This is a genomic window from Sphingomonas sp. GW821-FHT09E03, from assembly GCF_059416225.1.
This window is the reverse complement of sequence record NZ_JBWKOS010000007.1, coordinates 137,505-149,417: the sequence shown is the minus strand read 5'-3', so window position 1 is coordinate 149,417 and position 11,913 is coordinate 137,505. Positions and strand designations below refer to the sequence as shown.

Here is an 11,913-nt window from a genome sequence, read left to right as displayed (position 1 = left end):
CGACCATGTCGGCCACCGCTGCGGTGACACCCATCTAGGTCGATCGTTCCCACCACGCAAGAGCTTTTTTCAGTTTTGTAGGGAGGCGCTGATTTCTGATGCTTACCGGCGCTCGCCCGGTACCGCGATGCAACCGTGCCCTCGTGACGGCGTTACGACATCGCAATGACTTCACGATCCCTGCTCAAGGTTGCCAGCTACAACATCCACAAGGGCATCGGTCTCGATCGCCGCCGCAGTCCCGAGCGCGTGATCGAGGTGCTTCGCGAAATCGACGCCGATGTGATCGCGCTGCAGGAAGCCGATCGCCGGTTCGGCACGCGCGAGGGAGTGATCCCTACCCATCTGCTTGACGAGCATAGCGACTATAAGGCGGTGGAATTCGGCATGCGGGCGCTGTCGATGGGGTGGCACGGCAACGTCATCCTTGTTCGCAAGGCAAGCCAAGTGATCGACCGCGAGCCGATCCACCTGCCCTCGCTAGAGCCGCGCGGCGCGGTTCTCGCGGACATCCGCAGCCATGCCGGGGTGATCCGCGTGGTCGGCATGCACCTCGATCTCTCGGGCCTGTGGCGTCGCCGGCAGGCAGCGGCGGTGATGAGCCATGTCGACAGCTGCAGCCAGCGCCACCCGACGGTGCTGATGGGCGACCTCAACGAATGGACCGCGGCGGCAGGCTGCCTGCGCGATTTCGCGCGCGACTTCACGGTTGCTGCCACCGGGCCCAGCTTCCACGCCCGCCGCCCGGTCGGCCGGCTCGACCGGATCATGGTCTCGCGCGACGTGACGGTAACCGAGTGCGGCGTCCACGCGAGCGCCGCCGCGCGGAAGAATTCCGATCACCTGCCGATCTGGGCAACGCTGGCGCTGCCATGACCGTGACATGGCGGCGCGCGTGAGCGTGCGCGACAAGGAATTGCGGCTGGCGCTGGTCTGCTACGGCGGCGTGAGCCTCGCCGTCTACATGCACGGCATCACCAAGGAGATTTGGCGGCTGGTCGGCGCGAGCCGCGCCCGGCACGACGACGATCCCGGGGAGCCGGACGCGCCGGACAGTCACGCGCCCCGTTCCGTGGACAATCCCTATGCCGCGCTGCTCGACGCGATCGAGACGAGCGCGGGGATCCGGCTGCGGGTGCTCGCCGACATCATTGCGGGTGCATCGGCCGGCGGGATCAACGGCATCTTCTTGGGGCAGGCGATCGCGACCGGACAGAGCCTCGATCCGCTTACCGACCTGTGGCTCGATTCGGCGGACGTCGAGGCGCTGGTCGCGAGCGAGGCGGCCCCGTCGTCGCGCTTCGCCAAGATGTGGGCGCTGCCGATCGCCTGGATGGCGGCGGGACGGAGCGCGGAGGGGGTTGAGGAGCTGGAGGAGGCGACGCGGGACGAGGTGCGCGGCAAGCTCTCGCACTTCGTTCGCTCGCGCTGGTTCGAGCCTCCGTTCGGCGGCGAGACCTTTACCGGGCTGCTGCTCGATGCGTTCGACGCGATGGCGGCGAGCAAGGCGGGGCCGCGGCTGCTCCCCGACGGGCAGCCGCTCGACCTGTTTGTCACCGTCACCGATTTCACCGGCCACCCCGAGCGCCTGACGCTGAACTCGCCGCCCGAGGTGCTGGAGACCGAGCATCGGCTGGTGATCGGCTTCACCGACCATGGCATCGCCGGCCATCCGCTCGCGGCGATCCCCGATCTCGCCTTTGCCGCGCGCGCGACCTCGAGCTTTCCCGGCGCCTTCCCGCCGTTCACCGTCAAGGAACTCGACACGGTGCTCGCGGCCCGCCGGCTCGACTGGGCCGGCCGCGCCGCGTTCCTCCAGCGGGTGCTGCCGCGCCAGTTCGCCGCCAACCAGGCCGACAAGACCGTGCTGATCGACGGCTCGGTGCTCGCCAACGCGCCGTTCCGGCCGGCGATCGACGCGCTCAAGCAGCGCCCGGCGCGCCGCGAGATCGATCGCCGCTTCGTCTATATCGACCCCTCCCCCGGCCTCAAGCTCAGGCTCGGCAAGGGCGAGGCCGACCCCGGCTTCTTCCAGACCATCATCGGCGCGCTGAGCGACCTGCCGCGCAGTCAGCCGATCCGCGACAATCTCGACGCGATCGCCGAGCGCTCGGCCCGCATCGACCGGATGCGCGGGATCGTCACCGCGCTGCGCCCCGAGGTGGAGGCGGCAATCGAGGCGCTGTTCGGCCATACGCTGTTTCTGGGTCGGCCGACCGCAGCGCGGCTAATCGCCTGGCGCCGGCGCGCGCAGGACGCTGCCGCCGCCGCTGGCTTTGCCTATGCCGCCTACGGCCACCTCAAGCTGACCGGCGTGATCGAAACGATCACCGCCTTGCTCTACGAAGCCGGTGGCGAGTCCGGGCAGCAGCGTTGGCAGCGGCTGCGCACCGCGATCGACGCGGCGATCGCCTCGCACGGCTTCGGCGATATCGGGCCATCCTTCTCGGGCAAGGAAAGCACGGCGACGATCGCCTTCCTGCGCACCTTCGACATCGGCTTCCGCATCCGCCGGCTGCGGCTGATGGCGCGCCGGCTGGCCCAGATCGAGGCCGACGAGCGTACCGCCGAGCCGATGCGCGAGGCGATCTACGGCTCGCTCGCGACCTATCTCAACGCGCTGCGCGCCGACCAACATCCCGCCTTGCGCGAGGTCGTCCGCGATCTGCGCGACGATGCCGCGCCGCTGCTCGACACGCTGGCCGCCAGCCTCGACCTCACCACCCTCGATGCCGACACCGACCGCCGGCTGGCCGAGGGCTTCGCCGCGCTCGACAAGCCGGCACGGCGGACGCTGCTGCTGAGCTATCTCGGCTTCCCCTATTTCGACACCGCCACCCTGCCGCTGCTGCAGGGCGAGGGGCTCGACGAGTTCGACCCGATCAAGGTCGACCGCATCTCGCCCGACGATGCGACCTCGATCCGTGGTGGCGGTGCCGAGGCGACGCTCAAGGGAATCCAGTTCAACAACTTCGGCGCCTTCTTCAGCCGCGCCTATCGCGAAAACGACTATCTGTGGGGGCGACTGCACGGCGCCGAGCGGATGATCGACATCTGCGTTTCGACGCTTCCCGCCAGCGTGCGGATGAAGCCCGGCCAGGTCGCCGCGCTCAAGCGCCAGGCGTTCGTCGCCATTCTCGATGAGGAGGAACCGCGGTTGACCGCGATCGGCGCGCTGTTTGCGTCACTGCGGGAGGAGATCGGGTAAGCGGAAATGCTGGTGAGGCGCACAGCAAGGGCGCCGTACAGGATCCCGGCGTCAGCTGGGCTAATGGAAGATTAGCAGCGGCCGCGCCCTCCCGACCGGCGGGCGCCACTCCCGCCGCCAGCGCCGCCCCATCCACCCTGCTTGCGCTGGGGTGACGGGGGCTCTAGCCTTGGCCGCCGCTAGGAGACGTTCATTGCAGTTCCTGAAAATCCTGTTCTGGTGCCTGCTCGCCTTCGTGGCGGCGCTGTTCACCTACAGCAATTGGAACAGCATCGAGATCCATCTGTGGAGCGGGCTGATCGCGGCGGTGAACCTGCCGCTGCTGCTGCTCGTCACCTTCCTGATCGGTTTCCTGCCGACCTATCTGTACATGGGAGCGCGCCGCTGGCGGCTGCGGCAGCGGCTGGCCACGTGCGAGCGCACCCTGGCCGACCTCCGCATTGCCGCGGTCACCCCGTCGCCGGCGCTGGTCGAGCCGACGCTGCCAATCGCGACGCCGTTGCCGATCGCCCCGGCCGGTGAGGTCCCCGCCGAGACCGTGCCCGTCAGCGTGGTGCCCGTCAGCGTGGTGCCAGTCGCCGTCGTGCCCGCCGAGACGCTGCCCGTCGATGTTACGCCCGTGCCAGCGGTGCCCGCAGAACCGGAAGCCGCGCCGTCGGCAACGCCGTCTGCCGCCACCGCGCCGGACGAGCCGCTGGCGCAGGGCCGGCTGGTATGAGCCCGATCTACGTCGCGATCGATACGCCAGACCTCGATCGCGCCAAGGCGATCGCTACCCGCACCCGCCACCATGTCGGCGGGATCAAGCTCGGGCTCGAATTCTTCTGCGCGCACGGCCAGCACGGCGTCCATGAGATGGCGACGCTGGGTTTGCCGATCTTCCTCGACCTCAAGCTCCACGATATTCCCAACACCGTCGCCAAGGCGGTGCAGGCGCTGGCGCCGCTCGCGCCGGCGATCCTCACCGTCCATGCCGCGGGCGGGCGGGCGATGCTGGAGGATGCCAAGGCGGCGGCGCCGAGCGGCACCAAGGTGGTGGCGGTGACGATGCTCACCAGCCTCGACGCGAACGACCTCGCTGCGACCGGGGTCGGCGGCAACGCCTATGACCAGGTCGTGCGGCTCGCCGAGCTGGCGCGCGAAGCCGGCGTCGACGGCATCGTCTGTTCGGGCGCCGAGGTCGCGGCCGCCAGGGCGCTGTGGCCCAAGGGCTTCTTCGTGGTTCCGGGGGTACGGCCGGCCGATGGCGTGATCGGCGATCAGAAGCGGGTGGTCACCCCGCGTGCAGCGCTCGATGCGGGTGCCTCGATCCTGGTGATCGGCCGCCCGATCACCCAGGCCGACGACCCCGACACGGCCGCCCGGGCGATCGGCGCGACCCTGTAAGCTTGGCATCTACCGGCGGTTCTCGGTCGCAGCCCTGTTCAGTTCTCCCATCTCCCGAGACTTGCACAGGGTCCACGCCGCTCCCCGGGAATGCTTCGGCTGATGAATCATGGATGCGCGGCCAAGCCCGGCATGACGAAGAAGAAGCGCGGATAAGGTCCAACCTTGCGGCGTCGATAACCATCGCCGCGAGGCAGCAGTCCCGGTATCGGTGGGCTGCCACCGGAAAGCCATTGTGTTGCCGCGCCGCCGGGCCGACAGAGCCGGTCATGCCAAGCCTTGCCAAGATCTGCGGCCTTTCGACTCCCGCCACGCTCGATGCCGCGATCGGCGCGGGTGCGAGCCATGTCGGTTTCGTGTTCTTCCCGCCGAGCCCACGCCATCTCAGCGTCGCGCGCGCCGGCGAACTCGCGGCGCGGGTGCCCGGCCATGTTGCGCGGGTCGGCGTGTTCGTCGATCCCGATGACGCGCTGCTCGAACAGACGATGGCGGCGGGGCAGCTCGATGCCGTCCAGCTCCACAAGGTGACGCCGGCGCGCACCGCGGCGGTACGCGCGCGGTTCGGCCGCGAGACCTGGGTCGCGGTGGCGATCCGCACCCGCGCCGATCTCGAGGCCGCGGCGAGCTATGCCGGCGCCGCCGACCGCTTGCTTTATGACGCCAAGACGCCAGAAGGCGCCGCCCTGCCGGGCGGCATGGGGCTGCGCTTCGACTGGGCGCTGCTCGACGGCTTCCGCCACCCGATGCCCTGGGCGCTCTCCGGGGGGCTCGATCCCGCCAACGTCGCCGAGGCAATCCGCCGCACCGGCGCAGCGCTGGTCGATGTGTCCTCCGGCGTCGAGTCCAGCCCCGGCGTCAAGGACGTCGACAAGATCCGGGTGTTCCTGAAAGCTGCTGCCTCGGGCTGACACGGCTGCTAGTGGCCCGCCCGCTATCGATCAGGATCCGTCACGCCGGCGCAAGCTGGGATCTTCCTTGATGGCGCGAGGCCCGCGGCGCGAGACCCGCGCTTTGGCTGTGGTGACGAATGGGAGGGGATGAGGGTTCGGCGGACCGACCAACCAGCCGATCAGCATGCAACACTTATCGCCCGGCATCATCCACGCCGCCCGCCGCCAACCCCAACCAACACTTGGCCTCCCGTGCGCAGGTGCTAAAGCGCTGGGATGAACGCCCCCAACACCTTCCGTGCCCAGCCCGACGAGCGTGGCCATTTCGGCGACTACGGCGGCCGCTATGTCGCCGAAACACTGATGCCGCTGATCCTCGAGCTCGAGCGCGAGTATAAGGCCGCCAAGGCCGACCCCGCTTTCCAGGCGCAGTTCGACGATTTGCTCGAACATTATGTCGGCCGGCCGAGCCCGCTCTATTACGCCGAACGGCTGACCGAGGCGCTGCGTGCGTCGGCGCCCGACGGCCCAGATGGTGAAAAACGCGGCGCGCAAGTGTGGTTCAAGCGCGACGAGCTCAATCATACCGGCGCCCACAAGATCAACAATTGCATTGGCCAGATCCTGCTGGCGATGCGGATGGGCAAGACCCGGATCATCGCCGAGACCGGCGCCGGCCAGCATGGCGTCGCCACCGCGACGGTGTGCGCACGCTTCGGCCTGCCGTGCGTGATCTATATGGGCGCCAAGGACATCGAGCGGCAGGCGCCCAATGTGTTCCGGATGAAGCTGCTCGGCGCCGAGGTCCGTCCGGTGACTAGCGGATCGCATTCGCTCAAGGATGCGATGAACGAGGGCATGCGCGACTGGGTCGCGAACGTCCACGATACCTTCTACATCATCGGCACCGCCGCCGGCCCGCACCCCTATCCGGAGCTGGTGCGCGATTTCCAGTCGGTGATCGGCAAGGAAGCGCGCGCGCAGATGCTGTCGCGGATCGATCGCCTGCCCGATCTGCTGGTCGCGGCGATCGGCGGGGGCTCCAACGCGATCGGCCTGTTCCACCCGTTCCTCGACGACGCCGAGGTCAAGATGCTCGGCGTCGAGGCGGCGGGCGAAGGGCTCGACAAGAAGCATGCGGCGAGCCTTGCCGGCGGCTTCCCGGGCGTGCTCCACGGCAACAAGACCTATCTGCTCCAGGACGCCGACGGCCAGATCACCGAGGCGCATTCGATTTCGGCCGGGCTCGATTATCCCGGCATCGGCCCCGAGCATGCCTGGCTGAAGGACATCGGCCGGGTCGATTATACCGCTGTCACCGACAGCGAGGCGCTCGACGCCTTCCAGTTGCTGTGCCGCACCGAGGGCATCATCCCCGCGCTCGAACCCAGCCACGCGATCGCCGCGGTGGCAAAGCAGGCCCGTGAAATGCGGCAGGATCAGATCATCCTCGCCAACCTTTGCGGTCGCGGTGACAAGGACATCTTCACCGTCGCCGACGCGCTTGGGGTGGCGATATGACCCGCCTCGCCACTGCCTTCGCCCGCGCCGCCGCGGACGGCCGCGCCGCGCTCGTCACCTTCGTCACCGCCGGCGATCCCGCGCCTGTCGCGACCGGGGCGATCCTCGATGCGCTGGTCGCGGGCGGCACCGATGTGATCGAGCTCGGCATGCCGTTCACCGATCCGATGGCGGACGGGCCCGCGATCCAGGCCGCCAACATCCGCAGCCTGCTCGCCGGCACCACCACGGCCGACATTCTCGGCATCGCGGCGGCGTTCCGCGCGCGTCATCCCGCCACGCCGCTGGTGCTGATGGGCTATGCCAACCCGATGCTGCGCCGCGGCCCCGACTGGTTCGCGCGCGCCGCGGCGGAAGCCCAGGTAGACGGCGTGATCTGCGTCGACGTGCCGCCCGAGGAAGACGATGCGCTCGGACCGGCGCTGCGTGGCGCCGGGATCGACCCGATCCGCCTCGCCACGCCGACCACCGATGCGGCGCGGCTGCCGCAGGTGCTCGATGGCGCCAGCGGCTTCCTCTATTATGTCTCGGTCGCCGGAATTACCGGGCTGCAACAGGCCGCGCAGGCCTCGATCGAAGAAGCGGTGACCCGGCTCAAGGCATCGACCGCGCTGCCGGTCGTGGTTGGTTTCGGCGTGCGCACGCCTGATCAGGCAGCCGCGATCGGCGCGGTGGCCGATGGCGTGGTGGTCGGCTCGGCGATCGTCGAGCTCGTCGCGCAGCACGGCGCCGATGCACCCGCCGCGGTCAGCGCCTATATCGCAAGTCTTGCCGGCGCGCTGGCGTCGGCCCGGAAGGTACCCTCCATGGACATCATCGCATGAGCTGGCTCAACAGCGTCCGCAACGCCCTTTCCTTCGTCGCCAAGAAGGAGAGCTCGGACGAGAATCTCTGGCACAAGTGCAAGGGCTGCGGCCAGATGGTCTTCACCCGCGAGTTGGAGGAGAACCTCTACGTCTGCCCGAAGTGCGATCACCATGAGCGGATCGGCCCCAAGGAGCGGTTCAAGCAGATCCTCGACGAGGGCAGCTGCGCCGAGATCCCGGTGCCCAAGGTACCCGAGGACCCGCTCAAGTTCCGCGATTCGAAGCGCTACAGCGATCGGCTGAAGGCGGCGCGGACCTCATCGCAGGAACAGGACGCGCTGATCAACGCGCGCGGCACGATCCTTGGCCGTCGCGTGGTGATGGGCGTGCAGGATTTCGGCTTCATGGGCGGGTCGATGGGCCTCGCGGTAGGCGAAGCCTTCATCCGCGGTGTCGAGGCGGCGATTGCCGACCGCTGCCCGTATGTGATCTTCACCGCGGCCGGCGGCGCGCGCATGCAGGAAGGCATCCTCAGCCTGATGCAGATGCCGCGCTCCACCGTGGCGATCCAGATGCTCCACGATGCCGGCCTGCCGTATGTGGTGGTGCTGACCGATCCCACCACCGGCGGCGTCACCGCCAGCTACGCGATGCTCGGCGACGTCCAGATCGCCGAGCCGGGCGCGCTGATCGGCTTTGCCGGCCAGCGGGTGATCGAGCAGACCATCCGCGAGAAGCTGCCCGAGGGCTTCCAGCGCTCGGAATATCTGCTCGAGCATGGCATGCTCGACATGGTGGTCCACCGCAAGGAACTGCGCGAGCGGCTGGCGACGGTGATCAGCTACCTGTGCGGCACGCGCGCGGCGGCCTGAGCCCGCCGCGGCGATGCCCGATTTCGCGACCTCGTCCAGCCCGGCGGTGCAGGCGCAGCTCGATCGACTGACCCTGCTCTCGCCGGGCGCCGACATCCTCGGGCTCGAGCGGATCACCACCCTGCTCGCCCGGCTCGGCGACCCGCATCGCTCGCTGCCGCCGGTGTTCCACGTCGCCGGCACCAACGGCAAGGGCTCGACCTGCGCCTTCCTTCGCGCCGCGATCGAGGCCACGGGGCACAGCGTCCACGTCTATTCGAGCCCGCATCTGGTCCGTTTCAACGAGCGAATCCGCCTTGCCGGGCAACTGATCGACGACGAGGCGCTGGCAGCGCTGCTCGCCGAGGTCCTCGGCCAGGCGGAGGATCTCGGCGCGAGCTTCTTCGAGATCACCACCGCGGCCGCCTTCCTCGCCTTCGCGCGTACCCCGGCGGCGGCGACGATCGTCGAGGTCGGGCTCGGCGGCCGGCTCGACGCCACCAACGTCATCGCCGCGCCCGCGGTGACCGGCATCGCCGCGCTCGGGCTCGATCACGAGGCGTTCCTCGGCGACACGCTGGTCGCGATCGCCGGCGAAAAGGCGGGGATCGCCAAGCGCGGCGTGCCGCTGGTGACGATGGACTATCCGCGTGCCTGCCGCGAGCGGATCGCCGCGGTCGCCGATGCCGCGGGCGCACCGGTGATTGCGCGCAACGCGGCGTGGCGGAGCGAGGCGCTGCGCACCACACTACGTTACCAAGATGATGGCTTCTCGGTGGTGACCCGCCGCCCGCGGCTGGTCGGCCCGCATCAGGGGCGCAACCTCGCGCTCGCGATCGCCATGCTCCGCCACCAGGGCGCGCTCGCCGTGCCCGAAGCGGCGATGCGCGCCGCCGCCGATTGGGCGCACTGGCCGGCGCGGATGCAGCGACTGGGCGATGGTCCACTCCACGCGCGGCTACCGGCGGGCTGCGAGCTGTGGCTCGACGGCGCCCACAACCCGTCCGCCGCGCAGCCGGTCGCCCGCGCGCTGCGCAGCCTCGCGCGCGGTCGCCCGGTGACGCTGGTGTCCGGCATGCTCGCCAACAAGGATGCCGCCGGCGTGCTGCGCGCGCTCGCACCGGGCCTCGCGCGGGTGATCGCGGTGCCGGTGCCCGGTCACGATCATCACTCGCCGACGTCGCTGGCCGACCTTGCCCGCGATCTCGGCGCCGAGGCAACGACCGCCGAGAGCCTCGACCAGGCGCTCGATCTCGCCGCGGCGGGCGGGAGCGATCAACTCGTGCTGATCGCCGGCTCGCTCTACCTCGCCGGCGAAGCGCTCGTCGCCAACGACGAACAGCCGACCTGATGAATTATTGCGATTGACTATCAATAGCTGAAGCGCGACCTTGCCGGCTCAACAGGAGTCGCGCCCCATGACCGACGTCGCCACCACTGCCACCCACCTGCCCCACGCGTTGCCCGACTGTCCCAATGCGCGGATCGCGCTGTTCGCGATGCGGCGGATGGGCGCCAACGGCCTCGCCGATGCCCGCGCCAGCCACGCGCTGTTCACCGCCTTTGGCCAGGGCTTCAAGCGCCCGTTGGTACTGATGCGCAGCTTCATGGCCGACCTCGCTAGCGCGGCGAGCGGCACCATCGCGATCGCGCCCTGCTGCTGCGCGCGCACCACCTCGGCCGAGGCGGCATTGCTGACCATTCTCGCCCGCGTCGAGACCGCGCCGGGCGCCGCGCGGTTGCTGATGGCCGATCTGCTCGGCGTCCGCCAGGTCGAGGGCGTGCTCGCCAGCGCCGCCGTGCTCGCCGCCGCCTTCGCCGACGACGGCCGCCCGATCACGGGCTAGACGGCCTCGCTTTCGCGCGCGTCGCCCTCGCCGACGGTGCCGGCGCTGCCGATCGAGCGATCGACCAGTCCCGAGCGGCACATCCACCAGAACAGCAGCACCCCCGGCAGCGCGGCTACCGTCGTCCCCCAGTAGAAGGCGACATAGCCGAAGCGATCGACCAGCTGGCCGGTAGTGGTAGCGGTGAGCACCCGCCCGACCACGCTCGCCGCCGCCGAGATCAGCGCATATTGCGCGGCGGTGAAGCGGAGATCGGTCAGCGCCGAGAAATAGGCGACCACCGTCACCCCGCCGATCCCGCTCGAGGCGTTTTCAAACGCCATCGCCGCACCGAGCCCGAGGTTGCTGTGCCCCGAGCCGGCGAGCAGCGCGAAGCTCGCGTTGGAGACCATCATCAGCACCAGGCTGATCAGCACCGAACGCTTGAGACCGAGCCGCGCATAGAGCGCGCCGCCGATGAACAGGCCCACCCAGAACGCCCAGAAGCCGACGCCGACGTCGTACAGCGCGATCTCGTCGTTGCTGAAGCCGAGGTCGTCGAGCAGCAGCCGCAGCGCCTGCTGGCCGAGCGTATCACCGATCTTATGGATGAGGATGAAGGCCAAGATCACGAATGCGCCGTGGCGGCGGAAGAATTCGGTGAACGGCCCGACGATCGACGACGTCAGGTCGCCGATCCCGCGCCGCTCGATCACCACCAGGCGGCGCACCGGCTCGCCGCGTATCAACGCGACGATCATCGCCGGCAATGCGAAGGCGATGCAGGCCAGATAGGCGACATGCCAGTTCGTCCGCGCGGCGATCACCAGTGCCAGGCCGCCGGCGAGCACCGAGCCGATCTTCCAGCCATATTGGGTCATGCCCGAGCCGACACCCATCTGATACGGCTCGAGCGTCTCGATCCGATAGGCATCGATGACGATGTCGTAGGTAGCACCGGCGAAGCCCACCAGGATCGCGGCGGTGACCGTCCGCGACAGCTCGGTCGCAGGATCGACCAGCGCGAGATTGGCGATCGCCACCATCACCAGGACGCCGGCCAGGAGCAGCCACGACACGCGCTGGCCAAGCCGGCCGAGCACCGGCAGCCGCACGCCATCCACCATCCACGCCCACAGCGGCTTAAGATTGTAGACCAGGAACGCGAGGGTGAACGCCGTGATGGTCGACTTGTCGAGACCATCCTGCTTCAGCCGGGTGGTCAGCGTCGCGCCGATCATGGTGAAGGCAAGCCCCGAGGAGATCCCCATGAAGAACACCGCGAGCGGACCCCGCTCGACATAAGGCCGCAGGCCATCCCACCAGCTCGCCTGCCGCACGCTCTCGTTCATCGCCGCTCCACTCGTCACTCGCAGCGGCGACACTAGCGCCAAATCGCGCCGCGGCTAGAACGGATCGACACCC

11 protein-coding genes are annotated in these 11,913 nt (G+C 69.2%); 10 read left to right on the top strand and 1 reads right to left on the bottom strand.

Features of this window, described 5'->3' with window-relative positions; genetic code table 11:
* Positions 1-165: 165 nt before the first annotated feature.
* The 10 genes from AC07M8_RS15120 to AC07M8_RS15075 all read left to right on the top strand — a co-directional run bounded on the left by AC07M8_RS15120 (position 166) and on the right by AC07M8_RS15075 (position 10,509).
* A complete protein-coding gene (locus AC07M8_RS15120; protein WP_495175151.1) occupies positions 166-876 on the top strand; it encodes an endonuclease/exonuclease/phosphatase family protein in 711 nt (236 codons plus the stop codon).
* A 7-nt stretch (positions 877-883) separates the two neighbouring features.
* Complete coding sequence (locus AC07M8_RS15115) at positions 884-3,208, top strand: patatin-like protein (RefSeq protein ID WP_495175150.1); 2,325 nt, start codon at positions 884-886, stop codon at positions 3,206-3,208.
* A gap of 193 nt (positions 3,209-3,401) precedes the next feature.
* Positions 3,402-3,926 carry a lipopolysaccharide assembly protein LapA domain-containing protein gene (locus AC07M8_RS15110; protein ID WP_495175149.1) on the top strand — a complete coding sequence of 175 codons (525 nt, stop codon included), beginning with the start codon at positions 3,402-3,404 and terminating at the stop codon, positions 3,924-3,926.
* Positions 3,923-4,594: an orotidine-5'-phosphate decarboxylase gene (gene pyrF, locus AC07M8_RS15105; protein ID WP_495175148.1), complete on the top strand. Its 672-nt coding sequence runs from the start codon at positions 3,923-3,925 to the stop codon at positions 4,592-4,594. Before AC07M8_RS15110 ends, pyrF begins: the two co-directional genes overlap by 4 nt.
* Positions 4,595-4,863: 269 nt before the next feature.
* Positions 4,864-5,502 carry a phosphoribosylanthranilate isomerase gene (locus tag AC07M8_RS15100; protein ID WP_495175147.1) on the top strand — a complete coding sequence of 213 codons (639 nt, stop codon included), beginning with the start codon at positions 4,864-4,866 and terminating at the stop codon, positions 5,500-5,502.
* A gap of 258 nt (positions 5,503-5,760) precedes the next feature.
* Complete coding sequence (gene trpB / locus AC07M8_RS15095) at positions 5,761-7,005, top strand: tryptophan synthase subunit beta (RefSeq protein WP_495175146.1); 1,245 nt, start codon at positions 5,761-5,763, stop codon at positions 7,003-7,005.
* Complete coding sequence (trpA, locus tag AC07M8_RS15090) at positions 7,002-7,829, top strand: tryptophan synthase subunit alpha (RefSeq protein WP_495175145.1); 828 nt, start codon at positions 7,002-7,004, stop codon at positions 7,827-7,829. The genes trpB and trpA overlap by 4 nt, the downstream gene beginning before the upstream one ends.
* Complete coding sequence (accD, locus tag AC07M8_RS15085) at positions 7,826-8,683, top strand: acetyl-CoA carboxylase, carboxyltransferase subunit beta (RefSeq protein WP_495175144.1); 858 nt, start codon at positions 7,826-7,828, stop codon at positions 8,681-8,683. The genes trpA and accD overlap by 4 nt, the downstream gene beginning before the upstream one ends.
* 13 nt (positions 8,684-8,696) lie before the next feature.
* The gene (locus AC07M8_RS15080) at positions 8,697-10,013 is read left to right on the top strand and encodes a bifunctional folylpolyglutamate synthase/dihydrofolate synthase (RefSeq protein WP_495175143.1); all 1,317 of its coding nucleotides are present in this window, start codon (positions 8,697-8,699) and stop codon (positions 10,011-10,013) included.
* 67 nt (positions 10,014-10,080) lie between these two features.
* On the top strand, positions 10,081-10,509 hold the full coding sequence (locus tag AC07M8_RS15075) for a DUF6628 family protein (RefSeq protein ID WP_495175142.1): 429 nt from the start codon (positions 10,081-10,083) through the stop codon (positions 10,507-10,509).
* Here AC07M8_RS15075 and AC07M8_RS15070 read toward each other — a convergent pair.
* A complete protein-coding gene (locus AC07M8_RS15070; RefSeq protein WP_495175141.1) occupies positions 10,506-11,840 on the bottom strand; it encodes an AmpG family muropeptide MFS transporter in 1,335 nt (444 codons plus the stop codon). The genes AC07M8_RS15075 and AC07M8_RS15070 overlap by 4 nt on opposite strands.
* Positions 11,841-11,913: the final 73 nt, after the last annotated feature.

Excerpts from the sequence above, each read along its gene's own strand:
- trpB (WP_495175146.1), top strand. The coding sequence starts at position 5,761 with ATGAACGCCCCCAACACCTTCCGTGCCCAGCCCGACGAGCGTGGCCAT.
- trpA (WP_495175145.1), top strand. The coding sequence starts at position 7,002 with ATGACCCGCCTCGCCACTGCCTTCGCCCGCGCCGCCGCGGACGGCCGC.
- AC07M8_RS15100 (WP_495175147.1), top strand. The coding sequence starts at position 4,864 with ATGCCAAGCCTTGCCAAGATCTGCGGCCTTTCGACTCCCGCCACGCTC.
- AC07M8_RS15115 (WP_495175150.1), top strand. The coding sequence starts at position 884 with ATGGCGGCGCGCGTGAGCGTGCGCGACAAGGAATTGCGGCTGGCGCTG.
- AC07M8_RS15120 (WP_495175151.1), top strand. The coding sequence starts at position 166 with ATGACTTCACGATCCCTGCTCAAGGTTGCCAGCTACAACATCCACAAG.
- pyrF (WP_495175148.1), top strand. The coding sequence starts at position 3,923 with ATGAGCCCGATCTACGTCGCGATCGATACGCCAGACCTCGATCGCGCC.
- AC07M8_RS15070 (WP_495175141.1), bottom strand. The coding sequence starts at position 11,840 with ATGAACGAGAGCGTGCGGCAGGCGAGCTGGTGGGATGGCCTGCGGCCT.
- accD (WP_495175144.1), top strand. The coding sequence starts at position 7,826 with ATGAGCTGGCTCAACAGCGTCCGCAACGCCCTTTCCTTCGTCGCCAAG.
- AC07M8_RS15080 (WP_495175143.1), top strand. The coding sequence starts at position 8,697 with ATGCCCGATTTCGCGACCTCGTCCAGCCCGGCGGTGCAGGCGCAGCTC.
- AC07M8_RS15075 (WP_495175142.1), top strand. The coding sequence starts at position 10,081 with ATGACCGACGTCGCCACCACTGCCACCCACCTGCCCCACGCGTTGCCC.